The sequence below is a fragment of the Roseivivax sp. CAU 1761 genome, assembly GCF_054482755.1.
This window is the reverse complement of record NZ_JBTLRM010000009.1, coordinates 103136-121867: the sequence shown is the minus strand read 5'-3', so window position 1 is coordinate 121867 and position 18732 is coordinate 103136. Positions and strand designations below refer to the sequence as shown.

The following is an 18732-nucleotide window of genomic DNA, read 5'->3' as shown; positions in this document are numbered from 1 at the left end:
CGGACCGCCCCGCCCGCCGCCGCGGCGGCCGCGGGACGGATCGGGCCGTCGCGCGAAGAGACTTCGGGACCGGCCGGAACTGCAGGCTCCGCCGGGGTGGACCGGCCGGGAAACGACCCGCCCTCGGGCGGCGGGGACGCCCGGCTTGCGGCGCCGGGCGGCACGGACGCGGCGGGCTGGCCCGGTGCCGTCTCGGCCGGATGGACGCCAGGCGCCGCGGCGCGGTCGGCAACCGGCGCCATTCCCGGCTGCGCGGGCCGGTCCGCCGGCGTCGCGTCCGATGAAGCTTGGGTCTGCGGCCGCTCCTGGCTGGGGTCCGCCGGCAGCGCGGCGGTTGGGCTTGCGGGCGGCGCCACCGCGGCCGGGCCCGCCGGCGGCGCGGCGCGCAGGCCCAGCCCCCCGGCCAGCGCGGCGAGGCGGAAGGCGATCATCTTCTCCGCCGCATCGGGGCCGTGCAGCAGCCGCTCCGGCACCGGCCGGGCCAGCGCCTCGGCCACCGGACCGCCGGGGACCACCGCGATCCCGAGCGCTGCCAGCGCCGCCTCCGCCTCCGCGGCAAGCTCGGATTCGAGCCGGGCAAGCCCGGCATGGGAGAGCGGCTGGTCCGGGTCGAGCCCGGCGCGCGCGGCCTGGCCCAGCTCGGCCAGGGCGCCAGCGATGGCGTCGGGCGCGATGTCCGGAGCGTCCCCGCCGTCGCGGGCGACCGCGGTCTCCGCCCGGGGCGCGCGCACCCGCTCCCCCGCCCCCATCATCAGCGCGGCAAAGCCCGCCGCCGCGCGGGCGGCATCGGGCCCGGCCTCCCCGGCCGGGGCAACCGGGCTCGGTCCGGCCTCGGAGCGCGACAGCGACGAAAAGATCGGGAGCGGCTGCATGATCGACCTCAATGCAGCGCGGAGAGACAGAAGCCCCGCGCCATCAGCTTCTGTTTCAAAAGGTTGAGCGCCCGTGTCTCGATCTGGCGCAGCCGCGGCAGGGTCAGGCCGAGCTCGCCCGCCAGTTGGCCGGCCGGGACCGGGGGCGCGCTCAGCCGCCTCCGGCGCAGCACCGCGGCCTCGCGCGCGGGCAGTTCCGCCAGCGCCGCGGCGAGCGCGCCGTGCAGCGTCGCCTCGGCGGCGCGGCGCAGCAGCTGCTCCTCGGGCGAGGGATCATCGCAGGGCATCCGTTCGAGCAGGTCGCGCCCGTCCTCGGCGCCGATCACGTCGACCGCCACCTGGCCCTGCACGGCGGCGCAGCGGGCCTGGCGCGGCACGTCGACGACGGCGTGGACGCGCCCGGCAGCGGCGGAGAGTTCGTTGCGCACCCACCAGCGCGAATAGGTGGCGAAGCGGACATCGCGGCCGAGGTCGAAATTCTCGACGGCGCGGATTAGACCGATCATGCCTTCCGCGACCAGGTCGTCGAGATGGGCGGGGTTGTCGGTCCAGCGCCGGGCCAGCGCCCAGACCTGGCGCGCATGCGACCGCAGCAGGGTCTCGAGCGCCGCGCGGTCGCCGTCCTCCTGCCAGCGCCGGATGGCGAGGCGTTCCTCTTCGGGCGCCAGCATCCTCTCGCGCAGCGCGGCGCCGAACGACGTGAACATTCTCTGCCCCTCCGGCTTCGTCTTTCCAAGGTTATGGAAACACAGCTCCGAAGGATACTAAAGAATTGTTCCCGCCGCTCTCCTAGATCGCCCGCTTCTGTTGCATCGCGGTCCGCAGGCCGTCCGCGACGCCGAGCTGCATGGTCAGCGCGACCTGCGCGAAGAGGTCGGCCTGCATCTCCCAGCCGGCCGAGGTCAGCGCCACCATGGCCATCGCCGCCGGGTCGGGCCGCACCGGGCCCTCCGCCCGTCCGCAACGCTGCGCCGCGCAGGCCAGCGCGCCGAAGCGCTGTTCGAGGGCCCGGGCGATGCCGAGGCGGAAGCCCGCCGCGTCGAGTCCGGCAGCCTCGAAGCCCGGGACGTCGGGCAGATTCTCGTAGAAGCGCGCCAGGCCGCGCAGCGCCTCGAGTTCGCGATCGCGGAACACCGCGCGCGTCTCGGCCAGCGTTGCCAGCGCCGAGATCACCGCCACGCCGGCGGCCTCGGAAAGCGTGGCGTCGCTGGTGCCCGGGACCGTGAGGGCGGCCGGGAGCACGAAGACCAGCGAGCCGTCGCGCACCTCGGCGTCCAGCTCCTCGGCCAGGAGATCGCCAAGCGGCAGATCTGGCTGGACCAGGGCATCGTCGGTATAGGTCTGGATTTCCTCAGTTGCCGAAGACGTTCCGACAAGAAACATTGACCGCACAGGGAGCACCGCGAAGATCATGTTCGCAAGGCGCGCCGACACTTCACCGGTGGCCACGACCATCTGGCCGCGCCACACGCATTCTAACAATTTTCTCCGGGGCATGTACCGCTCGATATAGGTTTTGTTTTTTTACTGCCTCGTTAACCAAGGTAACCAGAAAGCCCCCCCTACGAAAGTGCTTGGCTGCAACACTTTACCGGGAATGGCGCAGCCGGGGCACGGAATTGCCGTGGGTTTGCCCGGGCTTGGCCGAAGAAATCGAAATTTTAGATATGTTTTCCGCGCATTAACCTTTGCCGCGCCAGGGCGTCAGGAATCGTTAAAAATCTTAATGCGCGGGGGTCCGGCGACCCTCATTCCTCGGGATAGAGAAGCATGACGCTGATGCGCCGGTTCTCGGCGGCGGTGGGATCGGCCACCAGCGGCGCCTTGTCGGCCATGCCGGAGACCCGGACGATGCGCGACGGATCGAGCCCCGCCGCGATCAGCACCCGGCGGGTCGCGTTGGCCCGGTCCGAGGACAATTCCCAATTGTCGTAGGCCGCCGGGCGGCTGAACGGCACCGCATCGGTGTGCCCGGTGATCGCCACCGCCTGCGGCAGGTCGGCGATCGAGGCGCCGATGGCCTCGATCACGGCGCGGGTGCGGGCCTCGATCCGGGCGCTGCCGGAATGGAACATCGACTGCCCGGCATCGTCGACGATCTGCACCTCAAGGCCTTCCGGCGTCCGGTCGACCCGCAGGTTGCGCGACAGGCCCTCGAACTGGGCGTTGGCCGAGATCACCGATTCGATGTCGGCGCGCACCGCTTCCAGCGTGGCCTCGCGCGCGGCGGCGAGCTCCTGCGCCTCGACGCCCTCCTCGGCGCTGTCCTGCGCGATCTCGGCGCGGCCTTCGGCGCCGCCGACATCGGCGGCGTCCGCATCGGCCGGCGGCTGCGCGGCCTGGCCGCCCTGGGTGCCCGGGGCCTCGTATTCGACCACCACCTCGGGGATGTCCTCGTAGCGCAGGCGGCTGTCGAACACCTTGAGCGGGCTTTCCTGGCCGAAGGTCGGCACCGCCGGCGCCGGGTCGCCGGAACTGCCGGAGCCGACCAGCCGGCCGTCGGAATCCAGCCGGTCGCCGCTCAGGAAGCCGGGCCCGCCTCCGGTCTCGCTGACCAGGACCGGGGTGAAGTACTCGGCGATGCCCTTGAGCTTGTCGGCATCGGCGGAATTGAGGATCCACAGCATCAGGAAGAACGCCATCATCGCCGTCATGAAATCGGCATAGGCGACCTTCCAGCCGCCGCCGTGATGGTCGTCGTGATCGTCCTCCTCGACGCGCTTCACGATGATCGGCTGGTTGCTCATGCGCCGCGTCCCTCAGGGCCGCCCGATCCGGGGATCAGGAGGAGATCTGTTCGTCCGATTCCGAGGAGGCATCGCCGGCGACGCTGCTGCGCTCGTGCTTGCCGAGGCCGGCCTGCTTGGCGTAGTCGGCCTTGCGCTCGGAATAGCTCGGCGCCACCAGCGGCATGTCCTCGGGCAGATCGAACATCCGGCGATACTGCGCCTCGCTGAGCCCGTGCTCGGAGCCGAGGTGCCGCTTCAGCATCTTGAAGCCGCGGCCGCAGCACAGGCAGTACACCTTGTCGCGGGTCACCGCCTCGGAGAGCGGCAGGGCCGGCACGGTGCCCGCCCGGGTGGTGGCCGCGGCGGGCGGCCGGGCGGCGGCGCCGGCGGAGCCGCCGACCAGTTCGGCCCTGAGCTTGCGGGTCAGGTCCACGATGTCGTCCGGGGTAACGTCGGGGCGCGCGGCGTAAGAGGCAACGATCGAGGCGATGATGCTTTCGTTGGTGTCCTTGACGCTCATTTCAACCTCTTGTCGGGTCTCCCGACCGCGGCGGGCAGCGCCCGGGCCCTCGGCGGGGTTCGTTCTGTGTCGAAACCGTCGACCTGCATTCTGCAACCCGCGGAAGGAGGAAACCGGCGCGCGCTCCGTGGCTGTGCTGCGTCGATCGCGGTCCGGCCGGGGATCCACCGGCGATCCGCAAGATCCCTCAGGACCAATGCGCCGCGCGGCGTTTTGTTTCCTTGCCAGTGGACGATCATTCCGGGCCAGTCCGCTCCTATCCTTGGTTCTCTCTCATCTTAGACTCTAAATATAGCGAAACTTGTTTAAGAATACGTCAAAGTTTTGTGCCTGTCCTTGCAAAGGCGGCATCTTGCCCCTGCGTCATGCTTTGGTGGGCGGAACGCTGCCGGTGCCGCCCTGCTGACCCAAAAGAGATTGCCGGAGACCGTGCAGCGCACCGCTCCAGTCGCCGAATCGCGCCTGCCGGTGCAGCGCGAGGTTGCCGTACCAGGGATCGGTGGTGACGTCGCGGCCCCAATACCACATCGATTCCGACCCGGCGGGAATCAGGGCGTGGGCATCGCCGTGCCCGAGCGCCCCGGCCAGGTGCAGCGTGGTGTTGTCGATGCTGACCACGGTGTCCAGCGCGGCGATCTGCGCCGCGAAGGCCTCGAGATCCCGGAACTGGTCGACGGCATCGTCGACATGCAGGAGGAGATCGGGGCGCGCCGCCTGCGCCGCCGCGATCTCCTCCTCCTGACGGCCGTATTGCAGGCTCACCACCATGGCGCCTTCGGGAATCGCGCCGAGCAGATCGCGCAGCGGCACGGCGCGCAGATGCCCGAGCGGATTGCTGGTCCACCACGCCGCGCCGTAGATCGGCCGGCCCGCGGCGAGCGCCTCGTAGCGGGCACGAATCGCGGCCCGCCGTTCCGGCTCGGGAGTGAAGAAGGCGCCGCCCAGCTCCGCCGGCCAGTCCTGCAGGTGGCGGCTGAGATCGCCCAGATAGACCAGTTCGCGCGGGTCGAGCCCGTTGATCCTGGTCATGAACCCGTCGACCGGGACCAGCGTCATCGGGAAGCGCGCGCGCGCCAGGAGAGGCGCCAGCCGGGGCTCCCCGACATAGAAGATCTCCTGGCGAAGCGGATCGATGGGCGCGGCGTCGAGGAGCTTGAGCAGCGCCACCTGGTCGCCCACCCCCTGCTCGGAAATCAGAAAGATGCGGTCGCGCGCGACTAGGGCCTCGGCCTCGGCATTGGCCTCGGCGATGAGCCGGCGGCTCTGCGGCCCCACCCGGTGCGAGAAGCTTGGCACGCCCTCGGCAAAGCGGCCCTCGCGGAACAGGAAGACGCCGTAGGCCCGGGCCACCTCGGGGGGCTCGCCGCCCACCGCAAGAGCATCTTTGTAGGCCGCCTCGGCGCGGTCGGACTCATCCAGATCCTGGTAGACGTTGGCGGTCACGGCAAGCGCGTGGATGTAGCTCGTGGCGTCGCGGAACGGATAGGTCTCGACCAGGTCGAGCGCCTCGGCATGGGCGCCGCGCTCGCGCAGGATGCGGACCTTCAGGGTGGCCATCATGTCGGCCGCGGTGCCGTCGGCGGCGCAGGTCTCGAAGAAGGCCAGCGCCGCGTCGTATTGCAGGCTGAGCAGCAGCGCCAGCATCCGGCAGAGACGCCCGTCGGCGGTGTCGGGCGCCCATTGGTGGCACAGATCGAGCCATTCCACCGCCTCCCGCGCGCGATCGGTGCGCATCAGGAAGTCGCCCAACCGCTGCGCGAGGTCGGGCTGGCCGGAATTCCGCACCGCCGGACCGACCTTGGCGCCGATGCCGGCGGTCAGGCCGTAGATCGCCTTCAGGTCGAGGTAGATGCGCGCGAGGCCGGCATCGAGGCTGCCCATCTCCAGCGCCCGGTCGGCGGCCACCAGCGCCTGATCCGGTTCCGCCGAGAGCAGATGCGCCTTGGCCATGCCTTCCACGGCCAAAGCCTCGTCGGGGGCGACGCGCTGCGCCTCGGCGAAGAAGCGCTTGGCGTTGGCGCCTTCGGCCATGGCCAGCGCCACGCCGCCGAGGATCAGCCAGCCATCCGCGGCCTCCGGCACGGCGCGGGTCAGCGCCACGGCCAGCCGGGCCGCCTCGCCGTGATCGCCGCCGGCCAGGGCCGCATAGGCGCGGGCGCGGAGGATCTCGGGGTGGGTCGGCGCAAGGGTGGTCTGGTCCATGTCAGGGCTCCTGCGGCAGGATGGGAGGGGAAGCACGGCCCGCGGCGGCGGGCCGGCCGCGCCGGAGAGGCCCCGGCCGGGTCACCGGATCGTCCCGCCGGCGGCAGCCGCGTCGGAGGAGGCGAAGCTGTCCAGAACGTTCAGCGCGGTGTTGCCCGGCGCCGCCTGGTAGGCGAGCCGGTCGGCCGGCGCCTCGTCGCGCATCTGCAGCGCCGTGACCACCGTGCCCGAGGCCAGCCCGAGCGCGATCAGCCCGACGGTCAGGGCGCGCAGGGTCCAGCCGCGGGCGGGCATGGCGGACGGCGGCGGCGGCGCTAGCGGCACCGCGGCGGCCTCCGGCGGGCCGTGCTGCACGAAGATGCCGTCCGGCGTCACCGTGACATCGGCGATGTGCGGCGCGCGGGCGAACCGCTCGGCCAGCATCTTGGGGAATTCCTCCATCGGCATGTCGATCACCGCGCCCTGCCCCGGCGCCCAGTCGGCCAGCACCGCCGGGTCGAGCACGAAGGCGCGCAGGTCGTCGCGGTAGCCGATCGGGCTGGCCCGCGCCGGCACCGTCCGCTCCGAGACCGCGTCGGGTTCGAGCGCCAGCCGCACCCGGCGCCCCGACGTGGTGATCCGCGCGGCCAGGAACTCCACCGGAGCCTGCGCCAGCTCGCGCGCCGAGCGGTACCCTTCCGGCAGGCCGTCCTCGGGATAGAGCCGGGCCCGGGCATGGCGCCGCGGCAGCAACCCGCTGCTGGCGATCGGCGCGCTGCCGGCCCGGATGGCGCGCGGGCGGGGCGCCTCGGCGGCCGGCGCCGGGCGCGGATCGATGATGTCGCGGGCCATGCGTGGCAGATCCTCGATCTCAGCCGCCAGCCGCAGGAACCACTGCGCCTCGGAATAGAGGATGCGCAGGCTCGGCGCGCCCTCCATCGCCGGCACCACCGCGAAACTGCCGTCGTCCCAGCCGGTGACCTGCCGGACCCGTTCGAGGATGCGCTCGGGCGCGTCGCTGCGGAACAGGACCGCCTGGGTGGCCCCGTCCTGCGCCAGGCAGAGCGCCACCCGCATCCCCGCCGGCCAGTCGGCGAAGACGCTGTCGAGCTCGGCCTCCTCGAAGAGATACGCCAACCGTTCCATCAAAGCCCCGATTGAGGTTTATTCTTACGTGTCTGATTTATTCCTTGTTTATGCTTGTCTCCTTGTCAAATACTAAGAGAAAAAGCCGTCGGAACCGTGCCGGCGGTGCATCGGTGCAGAATGAGGCTTGGACAATGACGCTTCTGATCGGAATGGCTATGGTCTTCGGGCTCGTCTTCGGCGGCTTCATGCTGTCGGGCGGCAAGATGGACATCGTGCTCTATGCCCTGCCCTACGAAGGCATGATGATCGGCGGCGCGGCGCTCGGGGCATTCGTCATCGCCAATTCGATGACCGTGGTGAAAGCCGCGGCCAAGGGGCTGGGCAAGACCTTCAAGGGCCCGCGCTGGAGCGCCAAGGATTACAACGACCTGCTGGCGCTGCTCTTCGAGATGTCCCGGATCTACAAGACCAAGGGCATCCTCGAACTCGACAGCCACATCGAGTCGCCCAAGGACAGCTCGATCTTCCAGCGCTATCCGCGCATCCTCAAGGACCATTTCGCCATCGAGCTGATCACCGACAGCTTCCGCATGCTGGCGATGCAGTTCGACGACCGCTTCCAGACCGAGGAGGTGATCAACAAGAAGCTGAAGAAGCATCACAAGGAATCGCTGGTCCCGGTCGGCGCGATCCAGACCATGTCGGACGGCCTCCCGGCGATCGGCATCGTCGCGGCGGTTCTGGGCGTGATCAAGACTATGTCCTCCATCGACCAGCCGCCCGAGGTCCTGGGTGCGATGATCGGCGGGGCGCTGGTCGGCACCTTCCTCGGCGTGTTCCTGGCCTATTGCATCGTGCAGCCGATCGCCGGGCGCCTGAAGCAGATCGAGGAGGAGGACCACGCCTTCTACCTGATCATCCGCGACGTCTTCGTGGCCATGGTGGCCGACCATCCGCCCAATATCTGCATCGAGATCGGCCGCGGCTCGATCCCGACCGAGAAGCAGCCCGATTTCTACGCCGTGGAGGCGTCGCAGAAGGAACTGGCGGCGGCGGCATGAGACGGCGCGCGCTCGTTCTCGCTGCGGGGCTCGCCGCGCTGGTCGCACCGCCGGCCCGGGCCGGCGGCGAGGCGTCGAAGCCGGAGGGCCTCCCCGTCGCGCCGTCGGATCTGGCGCCCTACATGGTGCTCCTGCCGCCACCCGATACCGGCCTGCCCAAGGACATCCTCGACCGGATGCGCGAACGGCTGGTGGCGCGCGCCTCCGGCGGCCGCGATGCGGAGACGCCCGAATGACCCGGCGCCGCGAGCGCACCCTGGCGCTTCTCGCCCGGCTGAACCGCCGCGCCGCCGAGGAGGCTGCCGGAGAACTGGGGCGCCTGCAGGCCGAGGAGAGCCGCCTCGTGCAGGACCGCGAGGACCTGCTGTCGATGATGGCGCAGGACGCCACGCCCGCGGAATCCGAGGGGGCGCCCTACCGCGCCGCCTGGATGCAATCGCTGAGCGCGGAGACGCAGCGTCTCGCCAGCCAGGCGATCCGGATGCGCCCGGAGATCGAGCGTGCCGCCGACCGGGTCGCGGACGCCTTCCGCGACAGCAAGTCGGTCGAGACGCTGCAGGATCGCGCCGCCGCCGCGCGGTACGACGCCGAACTGGCCCACCGGGCCGAGGACCTGCTGCCGCACCTGACCCGCCTGCCCCGCGGCTGACCCGCCGCCCGCCCCCGGGGCGTCAGCCCGCCGCGCAGACGGCGAAGGCCTCGTACGGCGCCAGCACGACCTCCGCGCCGATCCGCGCGTGCGGCGTCAGGTTGGCAATCAGCGGCTCGCCCGAAATCCGCATCTCCTCGGGCACCGCGACCCGGACCTCCCCGGCCGTGGCGTTGGCCAGGACGGCCAGGCGCTCGGGGCCGAACCGGCGCAGATAAGCGAAAACCTCCGGGTGATCGGCCAGCATCGGCTCGGTGCGGCCATAGACGACCACGTCGCGGTCCTTCCGCAACCGCACCAGCCGCCGGTAGAAGCCGAGCACGCCATCGGGATCGGCGCGGTCATGCTCGACGTTGATGCGGTCGGCATTGGGGTTGACCTCGATCCACGGCGTGCCCCGGGTGAAGCCGGCATTCGGCCCCCCGGTCCATTGCATCGGCGTCCGGGCATTGTCGCGGCTGTTGCGGTTGGCGCCGCGGATGAAGACCTGCGGGTCGACGCCTTCGGCGATCTGGGCCTGGAAATGGTTCAGCGTCTCGAGGTCGCGATACTGGTCGATGCGCTCGAAGGCGGCGTTGGTCATGCCGATCTCCTCGCCCTGGTAGATGAAGGGCGTGCCCTTGAGCAGGTGCAGGACCAGCGCCAGCATCTTGGCCGAGCGCACCCGGTAATCGCCGTCATCGGCGTAGAACGAGACCTGGCGCGGCAGGTCGTGATTGGTCAGGAACAGCGAGTTCCAGCCATCCTCGGCCATCAGCTCCTGCCAGGTGAAGAGCGCCGCCTTGAAGGCCCGGAGGTCGAAGGGCCGCGGGCGGAACTTGCCGTGCTGCGGATCCCAGCCCTCGCGGATATGCGAGAACTCGAACACCATGTCGAGCTCGCCGCGGTCGCGGCCGCAATAGAGCAGCCCGGTCTCGGGCGAGACCGACCAGCTTTCGCCGATGGTGACGACGTCGCGGCCGGCCAGAACCTCGCGGTGCATCTCCTGCAGGAAGGGGTGCAGGTCCGGCGCCTCCTCGTAGATGCGGGCATCGACGTCCTTGCCGATCAGGCTGATCACGTCCATGCGGAAGCCGGCGATGCCGCGGTCGAGCCACCAGCGCATCAGGTCGTAAACCTCGGCGCGGAGCGCCGGGTTCTGCCAGTTCAGGTCGGGCTGGGCGGGGCTGAAATAGTGGAAATAGTAGCGCCCCACCTCCGCGACATAGGTCCAGGCGGGGCCGCCGAAGGCCGCCTGCTGGTCGTCGGGCGGCCCGCCATCCGGGGCCGGGTCGCGCCAGATGTAAAAGGCGTGCTCGGCCGCATCGCGGTCCCGGCGCGCCGTCTGGAACCAGTCGTGCAGCGACGAGGAATGATTGACCACGAGGTCCATGACGATGCCGATGCCGCGGTCGCGAGCCTCGGCCACCAGCCGGTCGAAATCCTCGAGCGTGCCGAATTCCGGCGCGATGGCGCGGTAGTCGGAGATGTCGTAGCCGTTGTCGACCATCGGCGAGGCATAGACCGGCGACAGCCAGATCAGCCCGATGCCGAGATCGGCGAGGTGGTCGAGATGGGCGATGATGCCGGGAATGTCGCCGATGCCGTCGCCGTTGCTGTCGGCAAAGCTGCGGGGATAGATCTGGTAGGCGACGGCGCGGTGCCAGAAGGGTTCGGGGCGGTGGTCGCTGGGCATCGTGGCTCTCCTTTCGGGAAGATCGCACGAAACGCGGCCCCGCCGGGGCCGCGCTGTCTCACGGCGGGCGCCCGGTCAGGCGCCGACGATGTAGCCGCCGTTCGGGTGCAGGGTCTGGCCGCTGAAATAGGCGCCGTCATCGCAGGCCAGGAACAGGTAGGAGGTGGCGACCTCCCAGGGCTGGCCGGCGCGGCCCATCGGCGCCTGCTTGCCGAACTCGGCCACCTTGTCCTCGGGCATGGAGCCCGGGATGAACGGCGTCCAGATCGGCCCCGGCGCCACCGCGTTGACGCGGATGCCGCGCTCCATCAGCGCGTTGGCCATCGACCGCGACAGCCCGAGCGTGGCGCCGCGGGTCACCGAATAGGTCACCAGCGTGTCGTTGCCTTTGAAGGCGTTGACCGAGGTGGTGTAGATGATGCTGTCGCCCTCCGTCAGGTGCGGCAGCGCGGCCTGGGTGCAGAAGAGCGGGCCGAAGACGTTGGAATCGACGATGCGGCGCAGGCGCGCCTCGTCGATGTCCTCGAGCCCGTCATCCTCCCATTGCTGGGCGGCGTTGGCGACAAGGACGTTGAGCCCGCCGAAGGCTTCCACGGTCTTCTTCACCGCGGCCTCGCACTGCGCCTTGGCGCCGAGATCGCCGGGGATCAGCGCCGCCTCGGAGCCCTCCTGCGCCACCAGATCGCGGGTCTTCTCGGCATCCTCGTGCTCGTCGAGATAGGCGATGGCGACCATGGCGCCCTCCCGCGCGAACAGCACTGCGGTGGCCCGGCCGATGCCGCTGTCGCCGCCGGTGATCAGCGCCACCTTGCCCTTCAGCTTTCCGGTGCCGGGATGGCGCGGCATGTAATCGGGCTCGGGCGTCATGCGGTACTCGTCGGCCGGCATCTTGTCCTGATGCTGCGGCGGGAATTCCGTGCTGTCGGCCATGTCGGTCCCCTCGGGTTGCTGTTGCTGGCAAAATGCAAGGCCGGGGTGAATGTTCCGCGGCGTGCCCGGCTCAGCGCAGGGCCGCGCAGGCCAGCGGGCCGAGCCGCAGGGTCTTGCCCGCGACCTCGGCCGCGCCCCCGGAGAAGGAGGGCGCGAGTCCCTCGCGCGGCAGCATCGTCTCGACCGGCGCCATGCCGAAATTGGCGACGCAGACCATGTCCGCGCCATCCTTGAACCGGCTGAAGGCAATCACCCGTTCGGGCCCGTCCCGCCACAGCTTCTGGGTGCCGGAGCGCAGGATGTCGTGCCCCCTGCGCCAGGCCAGCAGCCGGCGGGTGAAGGTCAGCACCGAGTCCGGGTCCTGCTCCTGCCGGTCGACGGCGATGTCGCAATGGATCGCGGGCACCCGGTGCCACGGCGCGTCGCTGTCGGAAAAGCCGCAATTCTTCGCCCCGGACTGCCACGGCATCGGGCAGCGCACGCCGTCGCGTCCGGTGAAGTCCGGCCAGAGCGACAGCGCCCAGGGATCGCGCAGATCCTCGTAGGCCAGTTCCGGCTGCTCCAGCCCCAGCTCCTCGCCCTGATAGAGGATGCTGCCGCCCATCAGCGTGGCCTGCAGGAAGAGCAGCACCTTGGCCGCCTCCCGGCGCTGCCCGGCGGCGCAGGCGCGCGGCATCAGGTTCGACACGGCACGTTCGGAATCGTGGTTGGTCAGCACGTTCAGGCTGCATCCCGGCTGTAAATAGTTCGACCGGATGTCGAGCATCTCGGACCAATCGCGCAGGCTGTCGGCGCGGTTGATCAGGTCGAAATCGTAGACCGCGTGCAGCCGGTCGGCGCCGGCGGTGTATTTCGGCGCCAGCCGCGAGCTGTCGACATCGGCAAGCTCACCGATCAGCACCCGGTCGCCGTCGAACTCCTTGGCAACCTCGCGGATCGCCTTGATCACCGGGATCGCCTCGGGCACGTCGCGGTCGAAGAGGTGGATCTGGCGCTTGAAGGGGTTGTTGGGGCCGCCGCCCACGGAGGGATTCTCGCGGTCGCGCGCCGGCGGGTTGGAGCGCAGGGCGGGATCGCAGCGCAGGCATTGCACGGCGTCGAGCCGGAACCCGTCGATGCCCTTCTCGAACCAGAAGCGCATGTTGTCCGACATCGCCGCCACCACCTCGGGATTGCCGAGATCGAGCGCCGGCTGGCATTTCAGGAACGGCACGTAGCAATATTGCGCCCGCCGCGGCTCCCAGCGCCAGGCCCGGCCCTGGAACGAGGACAGCCAGTTGTTGGGCGCGGTGCCGTCGGGCGCGGGATCGGCCCAGAGATACCAGTCGGCCTTCGGATTGTCGCGGCTCTGCCGGCTTTCCTCGAACCAGGCATGGGCGTCGGAGGTGTGCCCGAAGACGAAGTCGCTGAGGATGCGCAGGCCACAATCATGGGCCGCGGCGATCAGCGCCTCGAGCTCCGCCATGTCGCCCCATTCGGGATGGACGGCGCGGAAATCGCTGACATCGTAGCCGCCATCCTCTTGCGGCGAGGCGAAGAACGGCGACAGCCAGAGCCCGTCGACCCCGAGATCGCGGATGTAGTCGAGCTTGTCGATGACGCCGCGCAGATCGCCGCTGCCCGACCCGGTGGTGTCGTTGAAGGAGCGCAGATAGATCTCGTAGAACATCGCGCCGCGCCACCATTCCGGCGGATCCGGCACGGCGCCCTGATGGGTGAGGGCGTAGATCAGTTCGGCATCGCGTTCGGTCGCCGACATTCGGCCTCCGGGATCCGCTGCGGTCGCAGGGCCAACGAGCCGTCCCCGGAGGGCGGTTCCGCCCGCCGCCCGTCAGGCAGCGGGGCAGACCACCGGGTCGATCGGGCCGAGCGGGCCGCCATGCGCCATCTCCACCGCCCGGGCCACGGCCAGCAGCCGCGCCTCGCCGCGGGGCGGGCCGATCAGCTGGAGCCCCACCGGCAGGCCGTCCTCGGACAGCCCGACCGGCACCGAGATCGCCGGCAATCCGGCCACCGTGGCCAGGAAGGCGAAGCGCAGCCAATCCATGTAACCCGAGAGCGCGACGCCCGCGACTTCGGGCACCCATTCCACCGATTGCGGCCGCGGCATGTTGCCCACGGTGGGGCAGGCCAGCACGTCGAAGCGCGCGAACAGCCCGCGCATCCGGTCGTAGATGGCGCTCCGCGCGAGGTTGGCCTCGGCCAGATCCTCGATGCCCAGGGTGCGGCCGTACTCGACGTTCTCGCGCAGCGTCGGCTTGAAGTGCCGCGACACCTCCTCGGGCACCCGCCGCGCCATTGCCACCCACATCAGGCCGCGCAGGGCGTGGTAGGTCCGTTCCAGCTGCGGCAGTTCCGGGGCCACCTCCTCGACCTCGGCGCCGTTGCGGGCGACGCGTTCCATCGCGCGGGCGAGGTGCCGCGCCATGTCCGCCTCGACCGGGGCGAAGCCGCCGAGATCGGGCGCGAAAGCGATGCGGCAGGCGCCGTCGGCCCGGCGCACCGCCTCCTGGAACGGCGTCGCGTCGGCCGGGAAGGAGATCGGCGAGGCCGGCTCGAACCCGGCCAGGGCATCGAGAAACAGCGCGCAGTCGCGCACCGAGCGCGCCATCGGCCCCTCGACGCCCTCGATCAGGAACCCGGCCTCGCCCTTGCCGGGGACCCGGCCGGGGCTCGGCCTGAGCCCGACGATGCCGTTATAGGCGGCGGGCGTGCGCAGCGAGCCGCCGTGATCCGATCCGTGGCTCAGCCAGACCTCGCCGGTGGCCAGAGACACCGCCGCCCCGCCGGAGGAGCCGCCGGCATTCAGCCGGGTGTCCCAGGGGTTCAGGGTGGGGCCGAAGACCTCGTTGAAGGTGTTGCCCCCGGCGCCGAATTCCGGCGTGTTGCTCTTGGCCGCGACGATGCCGCCGCGCGCCTCCAGCCGGGCGACCAGCGGCGCGCTGTCCTCCGGCACGAACTCGGCGAGGCCCCGCGTGCCGTAGGTGGTGCGCACCCCGGCGACCGGCGTCAGATCCTTGATCGCGATCGGCAGCCCGGCGAGCCAGCCGGCATGCGCCTCCTCCTCGCCGTGCAGGTCCTCCGCGGCGGCGCGGGCGCGGTCGGCGCAGACCGTCGGCAAGGCGTTGACCGCGGGCTCGACGGTGGCGATGCGGGACAGCGCGGCCTCCAGCGCCTCAGCGGGCGAGACCTCGCGGCGCCGCAGCAGGTCGACCACCTGCCAGGCCTCCAGCGCGCAAAGTTCCGGTCCGGTGAAGCCCGGCTGCGGCGTCCGATCCATGCTGTTCATCCTGCCTCCCATGTCTCTGCCGGAAGGGGCGGCGCCGCGCGCCGGAACGTGATCGGCGCGACGTGGCCCGCGGCCCGCCCCGGTGCTATCGGGGGCGAGTATTCGCCGGAATGCCGGGGGCTGCAACGACCGGTCCCGGCGCCGCGGTCCGGACCCGGGATTGCACAGAACGACGCGTTCACGGGGAGTTGCGGGAAACCGCAGGTTCGGCGCGGCGTTGTACTTGCAAATCGACGCATATGTTCATTACGGAAAGGCCGATCATGCTGAACCGCCGAACGTTTCTCGGAATGACCGCTGCCCTGCCGGCGATGGCGGCGTGGCCCGCCGCCGCGCACACGCTGGATGCGCAGATCCAGGAGGCCGCGTTGCCCGAGGACATGCAGCCGCGCATGGTCAATCTGGGGCTCGGCCTCGCGCCCTACGAGATCCATGTCGATCCGGTCGTCTTTGCCCTGTTCTGGACCCAGCCCGACGGCTGGGCCTGGCGCTACCCGGTCGGGATCGGGCGCGAGGGGCTCTACGAATCCGGGGAATTCTTTGTCGGCGCCAAGAAGGAATGGCCGAGCTGGACGCCGACCCCGGACATGATCGAGCGCGAGCCGGACAAGTACAAGCAGTACGAGGACGGCATGCCCGGGGGGCTGGAGAACCCGCTGGGGTCGCGGGCGCTCTACCTTTTCACCGAGGAGAAGGGCGACACCTTCCTGCGCATCCACGGCACCAACGATCCCTCGACCATCGGCAAGCGTGTCTCGAACGGCTGCGCGCGGCTGACCAACGATCAGATCATCGATCTCTACAACCGGGTGCCGGAAAATACCCGGGTGGTGCTTTACCCGACGATGTGACCGCGGGCGCTGCCCGGCAGGGCGCCGGGCAGCCGACCGGCCGGATCAGGCCAGCGTCGGGGTGATCGACAGGTTGCCGCGGGTGGCGTGCGAATAGGGGCAGATCTCGTGCGCGCCGGCGACCAGCTTCTCGCCCAGGTCGCGCGCGATCCCCGGCAGCGCGACCTCGATCCCGACATCGAGCCCGAAGCCCGCATCGTCGCGCGGCCCGATCCCCACCGTGACGATGGTCCGTGCATCCTCGGGGATCGTCACCTTCTGCTGACCGGCATAATATTTCAGCGCGCCGAGAAAGCAGGCGGCATAACCCGCGGCGAAAAGCTGCTCGGGATTGACGCCGTCGCCCCCGGCCCCACCCAGCTCCTTGGGCGTCACCAGACGCACGTCGAGCGCGCCGTCCTGGGTGGCGGCCTGGCCTTCGCGGCCGCCGCTGGCAGAGGCGGTGGTGGAATACAGAACCTTGGTGGGCATCGCGGCAGCCTTTCTTATCTTGTGCAAATATATCGTGCACGATCTAATAGCGTACTCTTGTATCAGGGTCAAGGCCGTGGCATGGCTGCCGGACGCTCTCGGCGAAAGGTGTGCGATGGAGGACGGACAGGACGATCTGGGCGGTCCCGGGCTCGACGACCTCGTCTGTTTCGAGGTCTACGCGCTGTCGCACGCCTTCACCGAGATCTACCGGCCCATCCTCGCGCCGCTCGGCCTGACCTATCCGCAATACCTTGCCATGCGCATTCTGTGGCGCGGCGGCGGCGCCACGGTGGGCGAGATCGGCCGCGCGCTTGGCCTGACCAGCAGCACCCTGACGCCGCTGCTGAAACGGCTGGAGGCGGCCGGCCTCGTGCAGCGCCGTCGCGATCCCGAGGACGAGCGGCGGGTGCTGGTGGACCTGACCGCGACGGGCCGCGCCATGGCGCCCGAGGCCGACCGCATCCGCGCCTGCGTCAGCGCCGCCACCGGGTTCGACGAGGACCGGCTGATGCGCCTGCAGCGGGAACTGCGCGCCACCCGGCGCGCGCTTCAGGGCCGGGACGCGGAGCCCGACTAGGTCAGGAGGCGAGGATCGCCGGCTGCAGGCCGCGCAGCGAATTGCCGATCCAGATCCGACGGGCGCTCTGCACCTCCGCGGGCGTGACCGCCGCCTCCGAGAAGGCGCCGCTGGCCAGCAGCTCCTCGCGCAGGATTCCCGGCAGCAGGCCCGCGGCGCGGCGCGGCGTCACCCGGGCGCCGTCGGCGCGTTCGAGGAAGAGATTGCTGCGCGTGCCCTCGCAGACCTCGCCCGCCTCGTTCAGGAATAGCGCCTCGCCGGCGCCGTCGGGCAACGCCGCCGCGACCCGATCGTAGAGCGCGCGGCGGGTGGTCTTGACCGCGAGCCAGGGATCGCCGGAGGCAAGCCGCGGCGCGGCCCAGACCAGGGTCTGCACCGGCGGCTCCGGGTCCGGCGCGAAGGCCACCGCCCGGCTCTCGATCTCGCCCGCCGGGCCGAAGGTCACGCGCAGCCGCACCGGCCCGTCCGCCCCCGGCGCGAACAAAGCCGTGCGCGCCGCGGCGCGGTCGAAGGCGAAACCGAGCGCCGCGCAGCTGCGTTCGGCCCGCGCGAGGTGCCGCGCGCCGCGCACCGCCCCGGTCGCCGGCGACCAGAACAGCGTCTCGATCACGCGTAGCTGGGGATCAGGTCGGTGACGAAACGCGCCTTCCACAATGCCTCCTCGTATTCTCCCGGCGCGGTGCTGTCGGCCACCACGCCGCCGCCGATCCCGAGCACCGCGCGGCCCGGCCCGGCCAGGGTCAGAGTGCGGATGGCGACGTTGAACTCGGCCCGCCCGTCCGGGGCGATCCAGCCCAGCGATCCGCAATAGGCGCCGCGCGCCGCGCCCTCGAGGGCATGGATCGCCCGCATCGCCGCGATCTTCGGCGCGCCGGTCACCGATCCGCAGGGGAACAGCGCGGCCAGGATGTCGCTCGGCACGATGCCGGGGCGCAGCCGCGCCTCGACCCGCGACACCATCTGGTGCACCGTCTCGTAGCTCAGCACGCGCATGAGCTCGGGGACCCGGACCGTTCCGAACTCCGCCACGCGGCTCAGATCGTTGCGCATCAGGTCGACGATCATGATGTTCTCGGCGCGGTTCTTCTCGTCCGCGGCCAGCGTCTCGCGCAGCCGCCGGTCGGTGGCGGCGTCGGCGGACCGCGGCGCGGTGCCCTTCATCGGCGCCACGGTGACGCGGCCAGAGCACTCCGCGCGGAAGAACAGTTCGGGCGAGCGCGACAGCACCTGCGTGCCGGCAAGATCCATCACCGCGCCATGCGGCACCGGCTGGCGCCGCCGCAGCGCCCCCCAGAGCGCCTGCGGCGTGCCGCGATAGTCGAGATCGGCGCGGAAGGTGAGGTTGACCTGGTAGAGATCGCCGCGCCCGATCATCGCCGCCACGGCCTCGAAGGCGGCCTGGTGGCGCGCCGCGTCCCAGCGCGGGCGCACCTCCAGGATCTCCGCGCCGCCGGCCATGGCATCGGCACGGTCGAGGGCCTCCGCCCCGCAGCGCGGCGCGTCGAAGACCCCCATGACCAAAAGCGGCCCGGCCGCATCGGGAAGGTCCAGATCGGCATAGGCCGGGTCGAGCGCATATCCCAGCTCGTAGCCCAGTAGCCCGGCGGTCCAGAAGCCGTCGCGCTGCGCCGCGTCGAGCCGCGCCAGCGCCGCGGGCACGTCGCCGCGCCGCTCGGCCACGATCAGCGCGCGGGGGGCGCGGAACGCCGCCGGGCGCCCGTCCGGCCCGGTCTCGAACAGCACGCCCGGGCCGCCATCGGGCCAGAAGGCGCTCACCCCCGCCGCTCCGCCAGCTTGTTCACCATCCGCGCCATCCCGCTTACGAAGCCCGTCCC

At 70.8% G+C, this 18732-nt stretch carries 18 protein-coding genes and 1 pseudogene; 5 read left to right on the top strand and 14 right to left on the bottom strand.

The features are described from left to right. The 7 genes and pseudogenes from ACXYMW_RS08240 to ACXYMW_RS08210 form a co-directional block, all read right to left on the bottom strand. Window positions 1–872: pseudogene (locus ACXYMW_RS08240) on the bottom strand (hypothetical protein); the annotation flags it as partial. A gap of 8 nt (window positions 873–880) precedes the next feature. Then, window positions 881–1579 (bottom strand): sigma-70 family RNA polymerase sigma factor, encoded by a 699-nt coding sequence (locus ACXYMW_RS08235; RefSeq protein WP_459034833.1) that lies wholly within the window; start codon window positions 1577–1579, stop codon window positions 881–883. A gap of 82 nt (window positions 1580–1661) precedes the next feature. Continuing rightward, entirely contained in the window at window positions 1662–2255 is a 594-nt protein-coding gene (locus ACXYMW_RS08230) for a hypothetical protein (RefSeq protein WP_459034832.1), read from the bottom strand. A gap of 365 nt (window positions 2256–2620) precedes the next feature. Then, the gene (locus ACXYMW_RS08225) at window positions 2621–3619 is read right to left on the bottom strand and encodes a flagellar motor protein MotB (RefSeq protein ID WP_459034831.1); all 999 of its coding nucleotides are present in this window, start codon (window positions 3617–3619) and stop codon (window positions 2621–2623) included. Window positions 3620–3653: 34 nt separating this feature from the next. Beyond that, entirely contained in the window at window positions 3654–4121 is a 468-nt protein-coding gene (locus ACXYMW_RS08220; protein ID WP_459034830.1) for a Ros/MucR family transcriptional regulator, read from the bottom strand. Window positions 4122–4484: 363 nt separating this feature from the next. Continuing rightward, window positions 4485–6323 (bottom strand): tetratricopeptide repeat protein, encoded by a 1839-nt coding sequence (locus ACXYMW_RS08215; RefSeq protein ID WP_459034829.1) that lies wholly within the window; start codon window positions 6321–6323, stop codon window positions 4485–4487. 81 nt (window positions 6324–6404) lie between these two features. Next, complete coding sequence (locus ACXYMW_RS08210) at window positions 6405–7448, bottom strand: hypothetical protein (RefSeq protein WP_459034828.1); 1044 nt, start codon at window positions 7446–7448, stop codon at window positions 6405–6407. A 134-nt stretch (window positions 7449–7582) separates the two neighbouring features. On the opposite strand from ACXYMW_RS08210, the gene motA reads away from it, so the two are divergent. Genes motA through ACXYMW_RS08195 form a run of 3 tightly spaced genes read left to right on the top strand, consistent with a single transcriptional unit; the run spans window position 7583 to window position 9101 of the window. Further along, the gene (motA, locus tag ACXYMW_RS08205) at window positions 7583–8452 is read left to right on the top strand and encodes a flagellar motor stator protein MotA (protein WP_459034827.1); all 870 of its coding nucleotides are present in this window, start codon (window positions 7583–7585) and stop codon (window positions 8450–8452) included. Next, window positions 8449–8688 (top strand): hypothetical protein, encoded by a 240-nt coding sequence (locus ACXYMW_RS08200; RefSeq protein ID WP_459034826.1) that lies wholly within the window; start codon window positions 8449–8451, stop codon window positions 8686–8688. Before motA ends, ACXYMW_RS08200 begins: the two co-directional genes overlap by 4 nt. Then, window positions 8685–9101, top strand: coding sequence for a hypothetical protein (locus ACXYMW_RS08195; protein ID WP_459034825.1), 417 nt, complete (start codon window positions 8685–8687; stop codon window positions 9099–9101). The genes ACXYMW_RS08200 and ACXYMW_RS08195 overlap by 4 nt, the downstream gene beginning before the upstream one ends. Window positions 9102–9123: 22 nt before the next feature. On the opposite strand, the gene ACXYMW_RS08190 is transcribed toward ACXYMW_RS08195, so the two are convergent. From ACXYMW_RS08190 to ACXYMW_RS08175, 4 genes are all read right to left on the bottom strand, one after another. Further along, window positions 9124–10776 carry a glycoside hydrolase family 13 protein gene (locus ACXYMW_RS08190; RefSeq protein WP_459034824.1) on the bottom strand — a complete coding sequence of 551 codons (1653 nt, stop codon included), beginning with the start codon at window positions 10774–10776 and terminating at the stop codon, window positions 9124–9126. A 75-nt stretch (window positions 10777–10851) separates the two neighbouring features. Then, on the bottom strand, window positions 10852–11706 hold the full coding sequence (locus ACXYMW_RS08185) for an SDR family oxidoreductase (protein WP_459034823.1): 855 nt from the start codon (window positions 11704–11706) through the stop codon (window positions 10852–10854). A gap of 70 nt (window positions 11707–11776) precedes the next feature. Next, window positions 11777–13465: an alpha-amylase family glycosyl hydrolase gene (locus ACXYMW_RS08180; RefSeq protein ID WP_459034822.1), complete on the bottom strand. Its 1689-nt coding sequence runs from the start codon at window positions 13463–13465 to the stop codon at window positions 11777–11779. A 72-nt stretch (window positions 13466–13537) separates the two neighbouring features. Further along, entirely contained in the window at window positions 13538–14986 is a 1449-nt protein-coding gene (locus ACXYMW_RS08175; protein WP_459034821.1) for an amidase, read from the bottom strand. Between the two features lie 320 nt (window positions 14987–15306). Here ACXYMW_RS08175 and ACXYMW_RS08170 point away from each other — a divergent pair, with 320 nt between their 5' ends. Further along, window positions 15307–15846 (top strand): L,D-transpeptidase, encoded by a 540-nt coding sequence (locus ACXYMW_RS08170; RefSeq protein ID WP_459034835.1) that lies wholly within the window; start codon window positions 15307–15309, stop codon window positions 15844–15846. 45 nt (window positions 15847–15891) lie between these two features. On the opposite strand, the gene ACXYMW_RS08165 is transcribed toward ACXYMW_RS08170, so the two are convergent. Beyond that, window positions 15892–16317, bottom strand: a complete 426-nt coding sequence (locus ACXYMW_RS08165; protein ID WP_459034820.1) for an organic hydroperoxide resistance protein — start codon at window positions 16315–16317, stop codon at window positions 15892–15894. 115 nt (window positions 16318–16432) lie between these two features. Between ACXYMW_RS08165 and ACXYMW_RS08160 the strand changes: the two genes are divergently transcribed. Then, complete coding sequence (locus ACXYMW_RS08160) at window positions 16433–16897, top strand: MarR family winged helix-turn-helix transcriptional regulator (RefSeq protein WP_459034819.1); 465 nt, start codon at window positions 16433–16435, stop codon at window positions 16895–16897. Between the two features lies 1 nt (window position 16898). Here the strand turns inward: ACXYMW_RS08160 and ACXYMW_RS08155 are convergent, their stop codons facing one another. Then, window positions 16899–17507: an aminotransferase class IV gene (locus tag ACXYMW_RS08155; RefSeq protein WP_459034818.1), complete on the bottom strand. Its 609-nt coding sequence runs from the start codon at window positions 17505–17507 to the stop codon at window positions 16899–16901. Then, a complete protein-coding gene (locus ACXYMW_RS08150; RefSeq protein ID WP_459034817.1) occupies window positions 17504–18673 on the bottom strand; it encodes an aminodeoxychorismate synthase component I in 1170 nt (389 codons plus the stop codon). The genes ACXYMW_RS08155 and ACXYMW_RS08150 overlap by 4 nt, the downstream gene beginning before the upstream one ends. Window positions 18674–18732 lie beyond the last annotated feature (59 nt).